Origin of the sequence: Pseudomonas sp. BP11-1-1, from assembly GCF_052112105.1 — a bacterium.
In the GTDB taxonomy this organism is placed as follows: Bacteria; Pseudomonadota; Gammaproteobacteria; order Pseudomonadales; family Pseudomonadaceae; genus Aquipseudomonas; species Aquipseudomonas alvandae.
Window position 1 is genome coordinate 55,053 of sequence record NZ_JAUTYU010000011.1, and the last position, 19,701, is coordinate 74,753.

The 19,701-nt window shown below is 64.0% G+C and carries 17 protein-coding genes; 8 read left to right on the forward strand and 9 right to left on the reverse strand.

What is annotated here, in order from left to right; translation table 11 throughout:
- Positions 1-314: 314 nt before the first annotated feature.
- On the forward strand, positions 315-2,360 hold the full coding sequence (locus tag Q7C33_RS20155; RefSeq protein WP_407684068.1) for a mechanosensitive ion channel family protein: 2,046 nt from the start codon (positions 315-317) through the stop codon (positions 2,358-2,360).
- A 128-nt stretch (positions 2,361-2,488) separates the two neighbouring features.
- Here Q7C33_RS20155 and Q7C33_RS20160 read toward each other — a convergent pair whose 3' ends face one another.
- Positions 2,489-6,802, reverse strand: coding sequence for a DEAD/DEAH box helicase (locus Q7C33_RS20160; protein WP_407684026.1), 4,314 nt, complete (start codon positions 6,800-6,802; stop codon positions 2,489-2,491).
- A gap of 324 nt (positions 6,803-7,126) precedes the next feature.
- On the opposite strand from Q7C33_RS20160, the gene Q7C33_RS20165 reads away from it, so the two are divergent.
- Together Q7C33_RS20165 and Q7C33_RS20170 are read left to right on the forward strand one after the other, a co-directional pair.
- Positions 7,127-8,011: a sugar nucleotide-binding protein gene (locus Q7C33_RS20165; RefSeq protein WP_030140473.1), complete on the forward strand. Its 885-nt coding sequence runs from the start codon at positions 7,127-7,129 to the stop codon at positions 8,009-8,011.
- On the forward strand, positions 8,004-8,933 hold the full coding sequence (locus Q7C33_RS20170) for an NAD-dependent epimerase/dehydratase family protein (RefSeq protein WP_258648381.1): 930 nt from the start codon (positions 8,004-8,006) through the stop codon (positions 8,931-8,933). The genes Q7C33_RS20165 and Q7C33_RS20170 overlap by 8 nt, the downstream gene beginning before the upstream one ends.
- A 223-nt stretch (positions 8,934-9,156) precedes the next feature.
- Here the strand turns inward: Q7C33_RS20170 and Q7C33_RS20175 are convergent, their stop codons facing one another.
- From Q7C33_RS20175 to Q7C33_RS20195, 5 genes are all read right to left on the reverse strand, one after another.
- Complete coding sequence (locus Q7C33_RS20175) at positions 9,157-9,855, reverse strand: OmpW/AlkL family protein (protein WP_217860452.1); 699 nt, start codon at positions 9,853-9,855, stop codon at positions 9,157-9,159.
- Between the two features lie 185 nt (positions 9,856-10,040).
- A complete protein-coding gene (locus Q7C33_RS20180; protein WP_198796665.1) occupies positions 10,041-10,562 on the reverse strand; it encodes a DUF3299 domain-containing protein in 522 nt (173 codons plus the stop codon).
- 11 nt (positions 10,563-10,573) lie between these two features.
- A complete protein-coding gene (locus tag Q7C33_RS20185; RefSeq protein WP_407684027.1) occupies positions 10,574-11,839 on the reverse strand; it encodes an ABC transporter permease in 1,266 nt (421 codons plus the stop codon).
- A gap of 1 nt (position 11,840) precedes the next feature.
- Positions 11,841-12,551 (reverse strand): ABC transporter ATP-binding protein, encoded by a 711-nt coding sequence (locus tag Q7C33_RS20190; RefSeq protein ID WP_198796666.1) that lies wholly within the window; start codon positions 12,549-12,551, stop codon positions 11,841-11,843.
- A gap of 138 nt (positions 12,552-12,689) precedes the next feature.
- Positions 12,690-13,274: a DUF2796 domain-containing protein gene (locus tag Q7C33_RS20195; RefSeq protein WP_030140467.1), complete on the reverse strand. Its 585-nt coding sequence runs from the start codon at positions 13,272-13,274 to the stop codon at positions 12,690-12,692.
- A gap of 120 nt (positions 13,275-13,394) precedes the next feature.
- On the opposite strand from Q7C33_RS20195, the gene Q7C33_RS20200 reads away from it, so the two are divergent.
- Complete coding sequence (locus tag Q7C33_RS20200; RefSeq protein WP_407684028.1) at positions 13,395-13,745, forward strand: hypothetical protein; 351 nt, start codon at positions 13,395-13,397, stop codon at positions 13,743-13,745.
- Positions 13,746-13,889: 144 nt separating this feature from the next.
- Here Q7C33_RS20200 and trxA read toward each other — a convergent pair whose 3' ends face one another.
- From trxA to Q7C33_RS20215, 3 genes are all read right to left on the reverse strand, one after another.
- Entirely contained in the window at positions 13,890-14,762 is an 873-nt protein-coding gene (trxA, locus tag Q7C33_RS20205) for a thioredoxin (RefSeq protein WP_407684029.1), read from the reverse strand.
- Between the two features lie 186 nt (positions 14,763-14,948).
- Positions 14,949-15,602 carry a class I SAM-dependent methyltransferase gene (locus Q7C33_RS20210; RefSeq protein WP_407684030.1) on the reverse strand — a complete coding sequence of 218 codons (654 nt, stop codon included), beginning with the start codon at positions 15,600-15,602 and terminating at the stop codon, positions 14,949-14,951.
- On the reverse strand, positions 15,599-16,063 hold the full coding sequence (locus Q7C33_RS20215) for a YbaY family lipoprotein (RefSeq protein ID WP_030140463.1): 465 nt from the start codon (positions 16,061-16,063) through the stop codon (positions 15,599-15,601). The genes Q7C33_RS20210 and Q7C33_RS20215 overlap by 4 nt, the downstream gene beginning before the upstream one ends.
- Before the next feature lie 127 nt (positions 16,064-16,190).
- On the opposite strand from Q7C33_RS20215, the gene nrdR reads away from it, so the two are divergent.
- From nrdR to ribBA, 4 genes are read left to right on the forward strand one after another with little or no spacing between them, the layout of a single operon-like run.
- Entirely contained in the window at positions 16,191-16,655 is a 465-nt protein-coding gene (nrdR, locus tag Q7C33_RS20220) for a transcriptional regulator NrdR (RefSeq protein ID WP_013694316.1), read from the forward strand.
- Positions 16,652-17,785 (forward strand): bifunctional diaminohydroxyphosphoribosylaminopyrimidine deaminase/5-amino-6-(5-phosphoribosylamino)uracil reductase RibD, encoded by a 1,134-nt coding sequence (gene ribD, locus Q7C33_RS20225; RefSeq protein WP_407684031.1) that lies wholly within the window; start codon positions 16,652-16,654, stop codon positions 17,783-17,785. The genes nrdR and ribD overlap by 4 nt, the downstream gene beginning before the upstream one ends.
- A 46-nt stretch (positions 17,786-17,831) precedes the next feature.
- Complete coding sequence (locus Q7C33_RS20230) at positions 17,832-18,506, forward strand: riboflavin synthase (protein WP_039594268.1); 675 nt, start codon at positions 17,832-17,834, stop codon at positions 18,504-18,506.
- 16 nt (positions 18,507-18,522) lie between these two features.
- Positions 18,523-19,614: a bifunctional 3,4-dihydroxy-2-butanone-4-phosphate synthase/GTP cyclohydrolase II gene (gene ribBA, locus Q7C33_RS20235; RefSeq protein WP_030140460.1), complete on the forward strand. Its 1,092-nt coding sequence runs from the start codon at positions 18,523-18,525 to the stop codon at positions 19,612-19,614.
- Positions 19,615-19,701 lie beyond the last annotated feature (87 nt).

Here is a 19,701-nt window from a genome sequence, read left to right on the forward strand (position 1 = left end):
TTTGATGACCGCCGGGCGGGCTGGAAAGTTTCGATGGCCTTACCGATGGTGGCGCAAACGGTGAAGTACCGTGGCGAGGGGATTTATCCCCGCTGGGCTGCGCAGCAGCCCCAACAGGCTGAGCACATTCAGCCTGACATACCGAGGCGTTAGATTTTGGGGCCGCTGCGCAGCCCAGCGGGGATAAATCCCCTCGCCACGGGATATCAGCGAACTTGCCGGCCCATTGTTGATCAGTTCCTTACCGACCCCGTGCGAAGGAGCCCCGCGTTTTGTCTCGATTGAGCACTGTATTGCTGCTATTGCTGTTGGCCATGACCGGCACCAGCGCCTACGGGACCGCTGCGGTCCCTGGCCTCCCCAAGCCTGCCGAAGCCCCGACCGAGCCCGAACCGCTGGTGCAAGGCGGCTTATTGGGAGCAATCAGTTCCAGCATCGACGATGTCCAGGACAAGCTCGACCTCGACCAGAGCCTGGTGGATGCCTGGCGCCTGCGGGCGGATCGGGCGGCTGACGAGGTCGATCGACTGGTGGACCAGACGTCCCGTTCGTCCTGGCGGATAGCGGGCGATTTCCTGTTGCTGTCAGGCGTGTGGCTGGGGACCTTCGCGCTGCTCTGGGCCGGTGCGCGCTTGCTGGTGCGACGTCTCGGTCGGCGCCGCTGGCTACGCACTCGCCAGCGGTTGCGGGACCTGCTCGGTTATCTGCTGCCGTACACCTTGCCGGCCGTGGCCTGCCTGCCCTTGACCCTTTACGTCAGCCATTTCCTGCAAGTCTCGGTCGGTCGCGCCCTCGCGCTGTGTTTCGCCTACGCCACCAGCAGCGGCATTGTTTCCACATCGGTGCTGCTCTGCGTGATCGTGATGTTCAACGCCGGCCATAAACGCCGTGCCGTGGCGATCATTCGGCGTTTCAGCCCACGGCCGTTGTTCCTGATCGGCTTCCTGGCGGCCCTCAGCGATGCCCTGACCAGCCCGCAGATCGCCCGCCAACTGGGCGGCAATATCACCAGCAGCGTCGCGGTGTTCACCGGTCTGTCGGCTTCGCTGATCTTCGGTTGGCTGGTGATCCACATGCGCCGGCCCGTGGCCCACCTGATCCGCAACCGGCCGCTGGCCCAGCGTCTCAAGCAACCGGCCTTGCAGGAATCCCTGCGGATTTTTTCCGGGCTCTGGTATTGGCCGATCCTGCTGATGGTATTGGTCTCGGCGGTGAGCCTGATCGGTGTCGGCGAAGACAACCAGAAGGCCCTGCGTTGCGCCTTGTTCACCACCCTCCTGCTGATCGCGACGGTGTTCCTCAGCACCGTGTTCCAGCACATCTTCAAATCGCCCAAGGCCGAGGCCATCCAGCGCAACAGCGCCTACAAGGGGCGGCTGTTGAGCTTGCTGCACGCCTTGTTGCGGATTGTCATGGCCGTGGTATTCATCGAAGTGCTCGGGCGGATCTGGGGAATCTCTTTGTTCGAGTTCGCCTCGCGCAACGCCGTGGGACGGGCGATCAGCGATTCCCTGAGCCGCATCGGCCTGATCTTCCTGGTGACCTGGCTGACGTGGGTAGTGCTCGACACGGCGATCCAGGAGGCGTTGAAACCTCCGCTCAACAAGCGCGGCGCCCGGGCACCCAGCACCCGGGTGAAGACCATCCTGCCGCTGTTGCGCAACGCGGCCAAAATCATCCTGGTGGTGATTTGCGCGATCACCACCATGGCCAACCTCGGCATCAACGTCGCGCCATTGCTCGCCGGTGCCGGCGTGGTCGGGCTGGCGATCGGTTTCGGTTCGCAGCAACTGGTGCAGGACGTGATCACCGGGCTGTTCATCATCATCGAGGACACGCTGTCCATCGGCGACTGGGTGGTGCTCAGCTCCGGCCATGCCGGCACTGTCGAAGGCCTGACCATCCGCACCCTGCGCCTGCGCGACGGCAAGGGCTTCGTGCATTCGGTGCCGTTCGGGCAGATCAAGGCCGTGACCAACCAATCCCGGCAATTCGCCTTTGCGTTTTTCTCGGTGCAGTTCACCTACGACACCGACGTGGACCGTGCCATTGAATTGATCCGCGAGGCCGGCGATTCGATTTCCGAGGACCCGTTCCTCAAGTTCAACCTGCAAGGGCCGCTGGATGTGTTCGGCGTGGACAAGATGGACCTCAACGGCGTGGTCCTCACGGCCCAGTTCCGCACGGTCTCGGGCGGGCAGTACGCGGTGAGCCGGGCATTCAACCAGCGATTGAAAAAGCTTGTGGATAACGAGCCGTCGGTGCACTTCGCGCAGACTTATCCACAGCAGGTGGTGTTGCCGAAGCGGTTGGTTGAGGAGCCGAAGGCAGGGGGCGAGGAGGCTGATCAAGCTCAATAATTACTTCAGGTTTGTGGTGAGGCTTATGGCCTCATCGCGAGCAAGCTCGCTCCCACAGTAGGTTTGTGGTGAATGGACAGCCCCCTGTGGGAGCGGGCTTGCTCGCGAAGGGGCCCGGCCAGACACCCTCAATTTTTCTGAATGAGCTTGTTCCTGACCCCAGCCATCCCTTCTGCATCCAACTCCACAAATAGCTGCTGCTTGCCCGCCACCAGCGCCGCCACCGGCAACCCATCCCGATACACCAGCCGATTACTCGCCAGCGCCGGCACTTTCGCCCCGGGCAACAACGTGCCGGCCAAGTTCAACGGATCAACCCCGCACACCGCCACCAGGCTGCCATCGGTGGGCCGACGCCGTGCTTCGCGCAGCAGCGGGATGGCTTCGGGCAAGGCGAATTGTTCGCCGGCCAGCCCGCTGACAAAGCGCCCGCCTCGAATCTCGCCCCGTGCCTCCAGACGATGAAACGTGCGCAGCAATTCACGCCAGCTCGGCAGCCAATCGGCCTCGCGCTCCAGCAGGCGCCAGAACACCACGCCATAACGGCGCAACAGGGTCAGGGCGATGTGTTCCAGGGTATCGGGCGGTGTGGGCGCGGGCCGGTTGCCGGGTTCTGGCGCGGGCGAACTGCGGCGCAATAAGGCCCAGCGCCCGGCATCGTCCATGCCGCCGACAAACGCCCCGCGTCCGCGCCGGCTGCTACGGGCCTGGCGTTTGCTGGCAGGGGTGATCAAGGCCCGCAGCCCGGCGAAGCTGTCAGCATTCACGAGCCCGGCACCGACCAGTTCCTGCAAGGCGATTTCCAGTTCGCTGCGCAGCAAATGGGCCTCGTGCAGCAATTCATCGAAAAACAACGCGCCATGTTCACTGAGGGCTTGATGGACTTTTTGCGTCTTGAGCGACAGTTCGCTGATCGGTGTCTGCTCGGCCAGGCTGCTCCACAGCGCGACGTTGGCACGCGGCAGCAACACGATCGGCGTGCTGCGCAGCGCGCCGGCGGACAATTTCTGGCGGGCGCTCAGGCGCGTCCAGACGAACTTGCCGCTGCGGCACAGTTCGTCGAGCCAGCTCGGCGAATAATCCTTGATCCGCGCTGGCAAAAGGTCGCTGTCCCAGGCCGAGGCGGCGGCCGGGTAGCCTTCGAACTGGCCGATTATCGACGGCAGCACCGCGTTGCCGCGGCCCTGGCTGGACGGCGACAGATGCTGCCAGTCGAACAGGAAACGCATGAAATCCTGCAACATCACCGGCTCGATTTCCCGGCGCAAGCGCTTGACCGTGTAGCGGTGGATCCGCGCCAGCAGATGCCGTTCGCACCACTCCTCTTGAGCGGTGCCCGGAGTGAAGCGACCGCGCAGCACATACCCCTGTTGTTCGAGCTGAGCCAGGGCCTGGGTCGCTTGCGCCGGCGACAGCCCCAGCGGGTAGGCGATCGCCGTCAACGGCTGCGGGCCAAAGGCACTGAGCCGCGCGCGCAGCACTTCCACCACGGCCTCGTCGCTGTCCCACGGCTCATCGAACCCCGGCAGCGGTGTCAGCGGCGGCTGCCATTGGGCTTGTGGATAAATCGCCTGCAGGCACGTCAGCCGCTCCAGCGGCACCCACAGGCCGCGCTCGTCGCTGATCTGAATGTGGCTGGCGCGACCGCGCTCCGCCAGGGTCCGCAGCCCGTCCAGCCAAGACGGCTCGGCACTGGCTTCGCTGTCGGCGATGCAGGCCAGGCTCATCAGCGCTTCGTGGATTTCATCGACATTGGTCGGCGTCGGCCAGGCCTCTTCCCGCACGGCCTGGATGGCATTGGCGTCCAGCGCACCGAGGTCGTCGGTGGATTGCGGATCGCTCCAGCGCCGGTTGATCACCGCTTGGGTACGGCGCTCCTCCAGCGGCGCGTCGTCGAGAAAGGTGTAAGGCCGGGCGCTGAGGATTTCTGCCGCCAGGGGCGAGGGCGCCGGCAGGTCGCGGCTGACCAGGCGGATCTCGCCCGCTTCCATGCGCCGCAACAGCGCCAGCCAGCCTTCGCTGTCCATCGCCTCGTGCAGGCAATCGTCCAGGGTTTGCTCCACCAGCGGATGATCGGGAATCTCTCGCTCGCCGGCGAGGTTTTCCAGGCAGGCGATCTGGTCCGGGAACACGCTGGCGATCAAGTCTTCACTTTTCATGCGCTGGATCTGTGGCGCGACTTTACGCCCGCCGGTATAGCGCGGCAACGCCAGGGCCACGCCGGCATTCCAGCGCCAGCGCACGCCGAACAGCGGCGCATCCAATACCGCTTGAATCAGGATTTGCTCGGCGCTCTGGCTGTTGAGGTAGCGCCAGACCTCGTCCAGTTCGAAGCTGTGGCTGGTGGACAGCGACAGCACGATGGCGTCCTCGCTGGCGGCGGCCTGCAACTCGAAGTTGAAGGTGCGGCAGAAACGCTTGCCCAGGGCCAGGCCCCAGGCGCGGTTGATGCGGCTGCCGAAGGGCGTATGGATGATCAGTTGCGTGCCGCCGGACTCGTCGAAAAACCGTTCCATCACCAAGGTGTCCTGGGACGGCAGGGCGCCGAAGGCCAGGCGCGCCGGGGCGAGGTAATCGAGGATCTGCTCGGCGCTGGCAAGGTTCAAGTGCAAGGTGCCGGTCAGCCAGTCGAGTGCCGGTTGCAGATTACCCGGCGTGGCGCCGAGCAGTTGATCGAGCTGGGCTTGCAGGCGGGCGACGGCCTGAGACAACTCGGCGCTGCGCCCCGGGGCTTCGCCGAGCCAGAACGGGATGGTCGGCGGTTGACCCTGGGCGTCCTCGACCCGCACGCGGCCGGTCTCGACGCGGATGATGCGATAGGACGTATTGCCTAGCTGGAACACGTCCCCGGCGATGCTCTCGACGGCGAAGTCTTCGTTGACGCTGCCGATGTTCAAGCCTTGCGGTTCGAGCAAAACGCTGTAGTCGGCGTTGTCCGGGATAGTGCCGCCGCTGGTCACCGCCGTCAGTTTGCTGCCCCGGCGCCCGCGCAAGGTCCGGCTCACGGCGTCGCGGTGCAGGTAGGCGCTGCGCACGCCTTGTCGGCCATTGAGTCCCTCGGCGAGCATTTGCAGCAAGGCCTGGTAATGGGCTTCGTCCAGCTCCGCGTAGGGCGAGGCGCGGCGGAACATCTCCAGCAACGCCTGTTCATGCCATTCCTGGCAACTGACTTCGGCGACGATCTGCTGGGCCAGGACATCCAGCGGCGCCCTGGGGATGTGCAGGATGTCCAGCTCGCCACGGCGCACGCAATCGAGCAGGGCGGCACATTCGATCAAGTCGTCGCGGGTGGTGGCGAACAGGCGTCCCTTGGGCGTGCCGCCAACCTGGTGGCCGGAGCGGCCAACCCTTTGCAGGAACGCCGAGATCGAACGGGGCGAGGCGATCTGGCAGACCAGGTCGACGTCACCGATGTCGATGCCCAACTCCAGCGACGCGGTGGCAATCAGCACCTGCAATTCACCGCGCTTGAGGCGTTGTTCGGCGTCGAGGCGAAACTCCTTGGCCAGGCTGCCGTGGTGGGCCGCCACGGCGTCCTTGCCCAGGCGTTCGCTCAAGTGGCGACTCAGCCGTTCGGCCAGCCGCCGCGTGTTGACGAATACCAGCGTGGTTCGGTGCGCCCGGGCCAGCTCGGCGAGGCGGTTGTAGACCAGCTCCCAGACGTCATTGGCCATCACCGCAGAAAGCGGCACCGGCGGCACCTCGATGTCCAGGTCGCGGGGGCGGGCGTGGCCGATGTCGACAATCTCGCAGGCGCGCCCTGCGCCGACCAGAAAGCGCGAGACTGCTTCGATGGGCTTTTGCGTGGCCGACAGGCCGATGCGCATCAGCGGTTCGGCGCACAGGGCTTGCAGCCGTTCCAGGCTCAAGGCCAGGTGGCTGCCGCGCTTGCTGGCGGCGATGGCGTGGATTTCGTCGACGATCACCGTGCGGGTGCTGGCGAGCATCTGCCGGCCGGAATCGGAGCCGAGCAGCACATAGAGCGATTCGGGGGTGGTGACGAGGATGTGCGGCGCGGTCTTGCGCATCGCCGAGCGTTCTTTTTGCGGGGTGTCACCGGTGCGCACGGCGGTGGTGATGGGCAAGGGCGGCAGGCCCATTCGCTGCAACTGCTCGGTGATACCGGCCAGGGGATTCTGCAGGTTGATCTGGATGTCGTTGCTCAGGGCCTTGAGCGGCGAGACGTAGACCACCAGCGTCGCGTCCGGCAGGCCACCTTGCTCCAGGCCGCGGTGCACCAGGTCATCCAGCACTGCGAGAAATGCGGTCAGGGTCTTGCCCGAACCCGTTGGAGCGGCGACCAGCACCGAACGGCGCTGGCCGATCAACGGCCACGCCCGGGCCTGGGCGGCCGTGACCGCCGGGAATGTCTGGCTGAACCAGGCGCGAACGGCGGGGTGAAAGCCTGCCATGGCGTGGTCGGCTGCAAGGGGCAGATTCATGTGGGCAGTTTAGGCGGGTGGGGTGGGGATGATGCAAGTGGCGAGGGGATTTATCCCCGCTGGACTGCGCAGCAGTCCCTTTAATTAACACCTGGGTGGGTCAGGCTCGCCTCATTTGCTTGGTTGGGGCTGCTGCGCAGCCCAGCGGGGATAAATCCCCTCGCCACAAGAGCTCAGCAACCGCCTTGGAAGACGGCAAACCCGTAGATCTGCACTTTACGGATGACGGTTGCGCACTAAACCCGCAAAATGCAACGATTCCGACGACGCCCTCGGGCGTTGTCGACCAAATTCTTGTGCCAACAGACTGGGCCTGCTGACTTTATGCGAATGCGCCTTATGTTACTGGGCGGCGGAAATGCCCTTGGGCAGGCGCTGATTCGCCTCGGTGCAGAAGAAGACATCGGTTTTCTTGCCCCCCGCCCCCCCGAAGACGGCTGGGATGCCGCGAGCCTGACGCAACTGCTCGACGACACCCGGCCGGACGCCTTGATCAACCTGGCGTACTACTTCGACTGGTTCCAGGCCGAGACTGTCAGTGAGCAGCGCCTGGCCAGCCAGGAGCGGGCGGTCGAGCGCCTGGCGGAACTGTGCCAGCATCACAACATCGTCTTGCTGCAACCGTCGAGCTACCGCGTATTCGATGGCTCCCGCGCCACCGCCTACAGCGAAAAGGACGAGCCCGTGCCGCTGGGCCTGCGTGGCCAGGCCTTGTGGCGAATCGAGCAAAGCGTGCGCGCCACCTGCCCGCAACATGTATTGCTGCGTTTCGGCTGGCTGCTGGATGACAGTGCCGACGGCATCCTCGGCCGTTTCCTGGCCCGGGCCGAACAGCCCGACGAGTTGTTGCTGGCCGATGACCGTCGGGGCAATCCGACGCCGGTTGACGATGCGGCGCGGGTGATCATCTCGGTGCTCAAGCAACTCGATTGTGCCGCGCCGCTGTGGGGCACGTATCATTACGCCGGGCATGAAGCGACCACGCCACTGGCGCTGGGCCAGGCGATTCTCACCGAAGCGCGGGCCCTGCATCCGCTGGCGATCGAGTCGCCCACGCCCCAGGCCCATGCCGCAAGGCCGGACGCCGCGGAAGAACCGCAACACGCGGTCCTGGCCTGCAAGAAAATTCTGCACACCTTCGGGATCAAGCCCCGCGCCTGGCGCGCCGCGCTCCCGAGCTTACTGGATAGGTTTTATCGCCATGGCTGACGGCCCTGTACTCATTACCGGCGGCGCGGGTTTCATTGGTTCGCACCTGACCGACGCCTTGCTCGCCAAAGGGCACTCGGTACGCATTCTCGATGATTTGTCCACCGGCAAGCGCAGCAACCTGCCGCTGGACAACCCGGCGGTGGAACTGATCGAAGGCGACGTCGCCGACGCTGCGCTGGTCGCCCAGGCCATGGCCGGTTGCCGTGCCGTGGCGCACCTGGCGGCGGTGGCCTCGGTGCAAGCCTCGGTGGATGATCCGGTGCGTACGCACCAAAGCAATTTCATCGGCACCCTGAATGTCTGCGAAGCCATGCGCCAGAGCGGCGTGAAACGGGTGCTGTTCGCCTCCAGCGCGGCGGTCTACGGCAACAACGGCGAAGGCCAGTCCATCGACGAAGACACCCCCAAGGCACCGCTCACGCCCTACGCGGCGGACAAACTGGCCAGCGAATACTATTTCGACTTCTATCGTCGCCAGCACGATCTGGAGCCAGCGGTGTTCCGCTTCTTCAACATTTACGGCCCACGCCAGGATCCATCCTCGCCCTATTCAGGCGTCATCAGCATTTTCAGCGAGCGCGCGCAGAAAGGCCTGCCGATCACCGTGTTCGGTGATGGCGAGCAGACTCGGGATTTCGTCTATGTCGAGGACCTGGTGGACGTGTTGGTCCAGGCCATCGAAAAGCCTGAAGTGGGGGTGGGCGCGGTGAATGTCGGCTGGAACCAGGCGACGACGCTCAAGCAGATGCTCCAGGCCCTGGCGGTAGTGGTGGGTGACTTGCCCACCATCAGCCACGGCCCGGCGCGTTCCGGTGACATCCGTCATTCGCGCGCCGACAACGGTCGCCTGTTGGAGCGTTTCAGCGTTCCGAAGCAGACGCCGATGAGCGTGGGGCTGGCGCGATTGTTGGGGCGCTGAGTTTCCGCCATGAAAAAGGCGCCTCTCGAGGCGCCTTTTTTGTCACGGCCTACCACGTTGTGGCGAGGGGATTTATCCCCGTTGGGCTGCGCAGCAGCCCCAAAAGCTGCCACCTCGGCGTGTCAGGCTGATCAAGGTCGACCAGCCAGGGGACTGCTGCGCAGTCCAGCGGGGATAAATCCCCTCGCCACAGGGTGTTGTCAACTCGCGATGGTGCTCAGGCTCAGAACTTGTAACCCAACCCCACCATGTAGACGAACGGATCCACATCGACGTCCACCTTGGCCCGGGTGCCACCGGCCACGGCGTTGTTGTCGACATACGCAGTGGTGTCGATGTCGATGTAGCGGATCTGGCCGTTGATCATGATGTTGTCGGTCAGCATGTAGTCCGCACCGACTTGCCAGGCCATGCCCCAGCTGTTTTTCGCACGGAAGTTGCTGAAGCCATTGGCGCTGGCTTCGCTGCCGACGTGCTCGTCATAGATCCAGGTGTAGTTGATGCCCGCACCGACATAAGGCTGGAAGGCCGATTTGGCGTCGAGCGGGTAGTAGACCAGGCTCAAGGTCGGCGGCAGGTGCTTGAGGGTGCCGAGCTTATTGTTGGCGGCGCCAAGTGCGGTGCCTTTGATTTTTACGTCATGCTCGAACGGCGAGGCCGCCAGCAATTCGATACCCCAGTTGTTGGTGAGCATGTAGGCGAAGTTCAAGCCCAGTTGCGTGTCGCTGCTCATGGTCGCCTTGCCGCCCAGGTCGGTGCCGGCCAGCGGGCCACGGTCGACCTTGACGCTGGAACTGTCGGCGTCCGGGTTGACGGTGATCGCACCGGCGCGAACGATGATGTCGCCGGCAGTATGGGCCTGGGCGAGTGGGGCGGCGAGGGCGAGCGCGATAAGGGAAGCGCTGAGCAAGGACTTGTTCATTGAGGGCTCCAGAAGGCATCGAAAATTGATGTCCCATGGTACGAAGCCGTCTGGTCCGGTCTTTTGACTCAGCTCAATGAGTCAGGGGGTGTTTAATTGACTCAGCTCAATGAAATGATGATGAGCAAACCTTGAGGGCCCCATCCGACGATAGCTATCTCATCAACAACCCATCACCACCGGATTCACTCCGGCAGCTCATACACATAAATCTTCTCAGCCTCCATCTGATACCCGGCATCGGCCAGTTCACTGGTGGACGGCTTGACCTGCATCGGCCCTTCGACCCAGTACGGCTGATACAACTCGTCGAGCTTGACCCCGACTTCGCTTTTCACATGGACGATCTGGTTCGACGGCGGAGGCGGCACATGGATACAGGCGCCGAAGTACGGCACCAACAGAAAGTCCGTGGTGCGACCTTCTTCGCTGACTTCCAGCGGCACGATGTAGCCCGGCAAGCGAATCTGCTGGCCATCGAGGGCCTTGACCACCGGCGCGTTGGGCAGGTCCTGCCTGGCCGCAGGGGCGGATTCGGCAGCCAGGGCATCGCTCATCTTCGACAGGTCGTGCAACGGCGTCATGTTCGGCACTTCCGGTGGCGCGTCCGGCGGGATCATTTCCGACCAGGCCAGGTCCCTCGGCTCGGCCGCCCAAAGGGGCAGGGCGGCGACCAGCATCAACAGCGCAAGCACGGCGCGGGGCATCTTCGGCTTCCTCATAAACGGATCGACAGGCCATCGGCCAACGATTGGCGATAGGCGCGCCAGGCCGGCACGCTGCCCATCAACAGGGCGGCGACCAGGATGCCAGCCAGCAGCGTCCATTCATATTCACTTGGCCAGCCCAGCGGCAAGTACAAGCCATAGGCAGACTGCACGTAACCCTGGGCGGCGGCGATGCCGATGTACAGCAACGCCAGCCCCGCAGTGACGCCGGCCAGCGCCAAGGCGAAGGCTTCGAGCACCAGCAGGCTCGCGATGTGCCACGGCCGTGCGCCCACCGAGCGCAGGATCGCCATTTCCCGGCGGCGCTCGTTGAGGCTGGTGAGGATCGCCGTGAGCATGCCAATCAATCCGGTCAGGACGACGAATAGCGAAATCACGAACAGGGCTTTTTCCGCCGTGCCCATCAGGCTCCACAATTCCTGCAATGCCACGCCAGGGAGAATGGCCAGCAGCGGTTCTCCACGGAACTCGTTGATCTCGCGCTGCAGGGCGAAGGTAGAAATCTTGCTATTGAGGCCAAGCATGAACGCGGTAATCGCTTGCGGCGTGAGATCCATGTTGCGGGCCTGGTCGGCGCTGATGCGGCCATTGCCCTGGGCCGGCACGCCGTTTTTCCAATCGATGTGGATGGCCTCCATGCCGCCGAGGCTGATGTGCAGTGTGCGGTCCACTGGCGTACCGGTGCGCTTGAGAATCCCGACCACGGTGAAGGGCTTGTCGTCATGCTTGACCAGGCTGATCGCCGCGACGCCGTGGGCCAGCACCAGTTTGTCCCCCAGTTTGTAATGCAGCGCCTCGGCTACTTCGGCGCCCAGCACGACTTCGAATGGATCGGTGGCGAACGCCCGGCCATTGGCCAACGCCAGATGTTGCTGGCGGCCGTACTGGTAATGCTCGAAGTAGGCTTCGGTGGTGCCCATCACCCGATAACCGCGATGGGAATCGCCGAGGGACATGGGAATCGCCCATTTCACTCTCGGGTTCTTGGCGAACTGCTCGAAGCTGTCCCAGCGGATGTTATTGGTGGCGTTGCCGATGCGAAACACCGAATACAACAGCAGGTTCACCGAGCCGGAACGGGCGCCGACGATCAGGTCGGTGCCGCTGATGGTGCTGGCGAAACTGGCCCGCGCCTCGGTGCGCACGCGTTCCACCGCCAGCAGCAGGCACACCGACAGGGCAATGGCAAACGCAGTGAGGATCGCGGTGAAGCGGCGGTTCGCCAGGCTGGCCATGGCTAGACGGAACAAATACATCTCAGACCTCGAGTGGCGTGGCGGCGCGATTGAGATCGGCCAGCGAGAGGTTACGGTCGAACAGCGGCGCCAGGCTCTGGTCATGGCTGACAAACAACAGGCTCGACCCGGCTTCGCGGCATTCCGCAAACAACAAGCGCAGGAAATTTTCCCTAGCGTCGTAGTCCAGGGCCGAAGTCGGTTCGTCGGCGATCACCAGTTCCGGTTGGCCGATCAAGGCGCGGGCGGCGGCGACCCGTTGTTGCTGGCCGATGGACAATGAATCGGCGCGCCGCTCCAACAGGCTTGGATCGGTCAGCCCCAGGTGGGCCAGCAAGGTGGCGGCGGCCTGGTCGATGCTGCCGTGACGCTGGATAGCCCGTTGCGCGCGCAGTTTGGAAAAGTGGCAGGGCAATTCGACGTTTTCGCGCACCGAGAGAAACGGCAGCAGGTTGAACTGCTGGAAGATGTAGCCGGTGTGGTCCACACGGAAGCGGTCGCGGCGGCCGGCGCCCAGTTCGCTGAGTTCCTGGCCGAGCAGGCGGATGCTGCCGCGATCCGGTGTCTGCACGCCGCCCAGCAGCCCCAGCAAGGTGGTCTTGCCGCTGCCGCTCGGGCCCTTGAGGAACACGGTTTCGCCGGCTTCCAGGCGAAACGCCGGGATATCCAGCAAGGGCGGGTGCCCGGGCCAACTGAAGCCCAGGTTGGACAGTTCGATGAGTGCTTGGGTCATATCGCCGGTTTTTCAGAGTAGTGGGAGCCCCCCCTGTGGGAGCGGGCTTGCTCGCGAAAGCGGTGCCAGGCGACATCACTGTTAAATGTGCCGGCGCATTCGCGAGCAAGCCCGCTCCCACATGAGGTTTTCGGTGAGTCAGAATTTCAACGCTGGCGCCTTGGCCGTCACTTCCACGCCTTGCTGGCCGCTCGGGCTGATCAGTTGTACCTGAATTTTCTGGGTGGCCGGGAAGGTTTTGAACAGCGTCGCCAAGTCCAGGTTCTTCAAGGCGCCAGGGGTGGCGCAGGTGAATTGATAGTGGGCGTGGATCTCGCTGTGTTCGCCATGGTGTTCGTCGCCATCGGCGTCTTCGTCATGGTCTTCATGATCCGGTTCATCACCGAACAACGGGCTTTCCAGTTCCTGCTGGGCCACGGTGCATTTGGCGGCGGCTGGCAGGGTGAACAGCGCCAGTGGTTTTTCCAATTGCGCGCGCACGGCGGCGACCTTGGCCTTGTCGGCATCGCTGGTGGCGGCGTGTTCGAAACCCACCAGGTTCATCGCCGGGCTTTCCAGTTCCAATTCCAGGGTCTGGCCGTCCAGGGCGGCGTTCAGTCGAGCGACGCCGTGTTCATGGGCGCCGAGGCTGCCGTGTTCGTGGTCATGGTCATGCTCCACCGCGGCGTGAGCGACGGCCAATGGCAGCAGGGCGAACGGCAAAGCGAGAAGCAGACGACGCATGACGAGTCTCCGAAAAGGTTATGTAATCTTATAACGAAAGTGCGCAGAGTTTGACCGTCTGCTTGGCGTCGCGCAAGGCCCATGGGAGCATGCGAACATGAAATCTTCGGGAGCACGGTGATGTTGCGGATACGCGGAACCGTCGGCGAGTGGCCGGTGGACTTGACGATCGAAATGGATGAGGGCGACTGGGCGCAGCTCGGCGCGCAGTTGCAAGTGGCCAAGTCCGAGAGTGCAGTGGCGCCTGCGGCCAAACCGGCGAATCAAGATGATGCCCAATGGCAGATCGCAAAGGAACTGCTGCGCAAGGCCGGCCAACTGAGCGGCCCGGACCTGCTGGAACAACTCGAAGGCCTGACCGGCAGCGCTTCGGCGGGCAAGCGCTTGTTGGTGCGCTTGCGCCACAGCCCGGATGTAAAAGTCATCAGCGGCGGCGACACACCGCTCTACAGCTGGCACGAAACCGTGTAGGAGCTGTGTAGGCCGTGTAGGAGCTGCCGAGCGAAGCGAGGCTGCGATCTTTTGATCTTTTGATCTTTCTCTTGAGATTCAAGTGTCTGGGGTAAAGATCGCAGCCTCGCTTCGCTCGGCAGCTCCTACGCAGCTCGGTGGGCGTCAGTAAAGTGCGGCGAACAGCTTGCGACGGTAGGTCGTCACCAGCGGATGGTCGTTGCCCAGCAGTTCGAACACTTGCAGCAAGGTCTTGTGGGGCAGGCCTTCGCTGTAGCTGCGGTTACGGACGAACAGCTTGAGCAGCGCATCGAGGGCCGCTTCGTACTGTTGGCGCGCCAGTTGCTGGATCGCCAGTTGGTACACCGCTTCATCGTCCTGCGGGTCCTTCGCCAGGCGGGCCTTGAGGTCGGCGGCGTCCGGCAAGTGCTTGGCCAGGCCGAGGAACTGGATCTGCGCCCTGGCGCCGGCGAGGGCGGCCTTGTGCTCGTCGCTTTTCACCGCGTCGAGCACCGTCTGCGCTTCGTCCAGCTCGCCGCGCTCGGTCAGGCAGCGGGCATACAGGATCAGGGCCTTGGCGTTGGTGTTGTCTTCACCCAGCAACACGGTGAGCACGGCCTCGGCATCGGCGAAACGACCGTCGTCGAACAGCGCCTGGGCCTGTTCGAACGGATCGGCCGCAGCCGGCGGCGGCATCTGCACATGGGGCTCGAGCAGCGCCCGCACCGCCGATTCCGGCTGGGCCCCGGCAAAGCCGTCGACCGGCTGGCCGTCCTTGAACAGCACCACGGTCGGCAGGCTGCGAATGCCGAAGCGGGCAACGATGTCCTGCTCGATGTCGCAGTTGACCTTGGCCAGCAGCAGTTCGCCCCGATAGCTCTCGGCGATGCCTTGCAACATGGGCATCAACGCCTTGCACGGCGCGCACCACTCGGCCCAGAAATCCACCAGCACCGGTTTGTGGAAAGAGTTGGCGATCACCGACTGGTCGAAATCGGCCGTGGTGGCGTCAAAGATGTAAGGCGTGTCCTGGGTCATGGGAAATCTCGTAGAACGCTTGAATGGGGCAACTATACGGCTTGGTGGGGGGTGGCTGAAAGCGGGGTGGCAGTGAGAGGTGTATTGATTGGCAGGGCCTTATCGCGAGCAAGCTCGCTCCCACAGGAATTTCAAGTGTTCATGCGGGCCCTGTGGGAGCGAGCTTGCTCGCGATGCTTCTATGAGTCAGCGCCGAGCGTGGTACAGACTCACATGCCGAAACTCCTCCGGCTCGGCCAGGTCTGGCAAGGTCATGGCCTCCAGCATTCCGATGCGCCGGTACAGCGGATGCTGGAAATCCCGCACCCGGGAGTCGGCCACCAACGCCTCGCGACCCCGGCTGAGGAATTCATCGAGCAACGGCAGGTTGGCCCGGTCGTAGAGCACGTCGGCGACCAGGATCAGATCAAAGCGATCAGCCTCGGCGAAAAAATCCCTCGAATAACCCAGCTCGACGCCGTTGAGTTCGGCATTCGCCTGGCACGCGCCAATCGCCAACGGATCCAGGTCGCAGGCCACCACTTCCAGCGCGCCGGCCTTGATCGCCGCGATGCCCGCCACCCCGGAGCCAGCGCCGAAATCCAGCACTCGCTTGCCTTCGACCCACTGTGGTTGTTCGGCCAGGTAGCGTGCCATCGCCAGGCCGCTGGCCCAGCAAAAACTCCAGTAGGGCGGTTCGTGGAGGATGCGCCGGGTTTCCTCCGGGCTGAAGGCGCGGTCCATGTTGTCGCCGTCAATCAGCCACAACTTCAAGTCTGTGCCCGGTAGCGGACAGGCCACCAGGCGCGCATCGCCAAGCAACTCGCCCAGCGCTTGTTGCAGGTCCTGCGGTGCCCTCATGGCGCTTTGACGAATTGCAGGACGCCCAGCGCCTGGGTGGTCGGTTGGCTGATGCGTTGCTCCGGCAGGTGCAGGATCAACTGGCCCGACTGGCTGGCCCGGCCGCGCAATTCCACGCGGGCGCCAACGGGGAACGCCTCGGGGTTGAAGCGCAGGTGGAACGGCAGGGCCTGATTGGTGCCGATCAGGCTGGAACTGGCGAGCAGTTGCTGCGGGCGATCCTTGTCATCGATCACCAGCAGCGCCAGTTCCACTTCAGCCCCGGCCGGCACGCCTTGCAAGGTGCCGCTCAATTCGCGCTGATACGCCGGCAGCGGTCCCAGCTCCGCTGCCTGGCGGGCCTTCTCCTGGGCCTGTTTTGGCGCGGGCGTTGGAGCCGGCGCGGCGGGTTTGGGGGCGTCGCTGCTGCACGCCATCAGCAGGCTGAAAAGGCTGAGCAAAACAATGGATCGTAGCGGCATGGGTGGCTCCAGCAAGGTGAATTCCATGGATCTGGCGATAAGCCCGTCTGTATACCGTAAACCCTATGGCTTGTCTTGCCAGTGGGATGCGCTACCATGGCCCTCCCTTTTTTTGTTGCCTGCCACCATGCACTGTCCCTTCTGCGGTGCCAACGACACCAAAGTCATCGACTCGCGACTGGTCGCCGAAGGCGAACAAGTCCGCCGCCGCCGCGAATGCCTGGCCTGCGGCGAGCGTTTCACGACGTTCGAGACGGCTGAACTGGTGTTGCCGCGCCTGATCAAGACCGACGGCAGCCGCCAGCCGTTCGACGAAGAAAAACTGCGCGCCGGCATGCAGCGCGCCCTGGAAAAACGCCCGGTGAGCGTCGAGCGCCTGGAAGCGGCGCTGGTGCACATCAAGCACAAGCTGCGCGCGACCGGCGAGCGCGAGGTCAAGTCCCTCGTTGTCGGCGAGCTGGTGATGGCCGAGTTGCAGAAGCTCGATGAAGTGGCCTACATCCGCTTCGCCTCGGTCTATCGACGTTTCCAGGACCTCAACGAATTCCGCGAAGAAATCGACCGCCTGGCCCGCGAGCCGGTGAAAGAATGACCAGCCCGGCGCAACAAGCCGTCCTCGACGCTCACTACATGGCTCGCGCCCTGGAGTTGGCGCGACGTGGTCACTACACCACCCACCCCAATCCTCGCGTAGGTTGCGTAATCGTGCGGGACGGGCAGGTGGTCGGCGAAGGCTGGCACATCCGCGCTGGCGAACCCCACGCCGAAGTCCATGCCCTTCGGGCCGCCGGTGACAACGCCCGGGGCGCCACGGCCTACGTGACCCTCGAGCCGTGCAGTCATCATGGCCGTACGCCGCCATGTGCCGATGCGTTGGTCAATGCCGGCGTGGCGCGGGTGGTGGCGGCGATGCAGGACCCCAACCCCGAAGTCGCCGGCCGCGGCCTGCAGCGGTTGGCCCAGGCCGGTATCGCCACCGAAAGCGGCGTGCTCGAAGGCGAAGCGCGCAAGCTCAACGAAGGTTTTCTCAAGCGCATGGAGCACGGCCTGCCGTTCGTGCGGGTCAAGCTCGCCATGAGCCTCGACGGTCGCACGGCCATGGAAAGCGGCGAGAGCCAGTGGATCACCGGCCCTGCCGCACGCTCGGCGGTCCAACGCCTGCGGGCCCAGGCCAGTGTCGTGCTGACCGGTGCCGACACGGTGCTGGCGGACAACGCCCGGCTGACCGTGCGCGCCGACGAGCTGGGGCTGGACGCCGAGCAGACCGCGTTGGCCATGAGCCGCCCGCCGTTGCGCGTGCTCGTGGATGGACGCCTGCGGGTGCCGCTGAATGCGCCGTTTTTCAAGGCCGGCCCGGCGCTGGTCGCTACCTGCATGGCGGTGGAAGAACAGTACGCCAACGGTCCCGAATGCATGATCGTGGCGGGTGACGACGGTCAGGTCGATTTGCGACGGCTGTTGGTTGAATTGGCGGCCCGAGGCGTGAATGAAGTGCTGGTGGAGGCCGGCCCGCGACTGGCGGGAGCATTTGCCCGGCAAGGCCTGGTGGACGAATTCCAGATTTTCGTCGCCGGCAAGTTCCTCGGTTCCACAGCGCGGCCGCTGCTCGACTGGCCGCTGGCGCAGATGAAAGACGCGCCCCAGCTGAAAATCATCGACATTCGCGCCGTGGGCGATGACTGGCGAGTCATTGCCATCCCCGTTCCGCTGGCGAGCGTATAATTCCCGGCTTTCGCTCAAGCGGCGGCCCGTTCTCGAGGAGGACTCCATGTTTACCGGCATCATCGAATCCATCGGCAGCATCCGCGCACTCACCCCCAAGGGCGGGGATGTGCGGGTCCATGTCGAAACCGGCAAGCTCGACCTGAGCGACGTCAAGTTGGGCGACAGCATCGCCGTGAACGGTGTCTGCCTGACGGCCGTCGAGCTGCCGGGCAATGGCTTTCTCGCCGACGTCAGCCGCGAAACCCTCGACTGCACCGCCATGAATGACCTCAAGAGTGGCAGCCCGGTCAACCTGGAAAAAGCCCTTACACCAACCACCCGCCTGGGCGGTCACCTGGTCAGCGGCCATGTGGATGGCGTCGGTGAAGTCGTCTCGCGTACCGATAACGCCCGTGCCGTGGAATTTCGTATCCGCGCTCCGAAAGAACTGGCCAAGTACATCGCCCATAAAGGCTCGATCACTGTCGACGGCACCAGCCTGACGGTCAACGCGGTGGATGGCGCCGAGTTCATGCTGACGATCATTCCCCATACGTTGAGCGAAACCATCATGGCTTCGTATCGGCCAGGTCGCCGGGTCAACCTGGAAGTCGACCTGCTGGCCCGTTACCTGGAGCGCCTGTTGTTGGGCGATAAGGCCGCAGAGCCTGGCTCCCCACAAAAGCCGGGTAACATCACTGAAAGTTTTCTGGCCGCCAACGGCTACCTCAAATCCTGACCCAAGGGGGTGCCGCGTGGCGCTCAATAGCATCGAAGAACTGGTTGAAGACATCCGCCAAGGCAAGATGGTCATCCTCATGGATGACGAAGACCGCGAGAACGAAGGCGACTTGATCATGGCCGCCGAATGCTGCAAGGCCGAACACATCAACTTCATGGCCAAGCACGCCCGTGGCCTGATCTGCATGCCGATGACCCGCGAGCGCTGCGAGCTGCTGAAGCTGCCGCTGATGGCGCCGCGCAATGGCTCGGGCTTCGGCACCAAGTTCACCGTGTCCATCGAGGCCGCCGAGGGCGTGACCACCGGTATCTCCGCCGCTGACCGCGCGCGCACCGTGCAAGCCGCTGCGGCCGCCGACGCCAAGGCCGAAGACATCGTCAGCCCGGGCCATATCTTTCCGCTGATGGCCCAGGCCGGCGGCACCCTGGCCCGTGCCGGCCACACCGAAGCAGCGTGCGACCTGGCGCGCATGGCCGGTTTCGAGCCCGCCGGCGTCATCTGCGAAGTGATGAACGACGACGGCACCATGTCCCGTCGCGCGGAACTGGAAGCCTTTGCCGTCGAGCACAACATCAAGATCGGCACCATCGCCGACCTGATTCACTATCGGATGATCCACGAACGTACCGTTCAGCGGATTGCCGAGCAGCCGTTGGACAGCGAACTGGGCCAGTTCAACCTGGTGACCTACCGCGATTCGGTGGAAGGCGACGTGCACATGGCGCTGACCCTGGGCACTGTCTGTGCTGAAGAACCGACGCTGGTCCGCGTGCACAACATGGACCCGCTGCGCGACTTGCTGATGGTCAAGCAACCCGGCCGCTGGAGCCTGCGCGCCGCCATGGCCGCCGTGGCCGAGGCGGGCAGCGGCGTGGTGCTGCTGCTCGGACATCCGCTCGATGGCGATGTGCTGCTGGCGCATATCCGCGAAACCACCGAACAACAACCGGTGAAAAAACCGACCACCTACAGCATCGTCGGTGCCGGTTCGCAGATCCTTCGCGACCTGGGCGTACGCAAGATGCGCCTGATGAGCGCACCTATGAAATTTAATGCGATATCCGGTTTCGATCTGGAAGTTGTAGAATACGTGCCCTCCGAATAATGGCCTGCGGATTCCGGCATTATCGTTAAGGCTTGTCAGATTCATTGTGGCGAGGGAGCTTGCTCCCGCTTGGGTGCGAAGCACCCA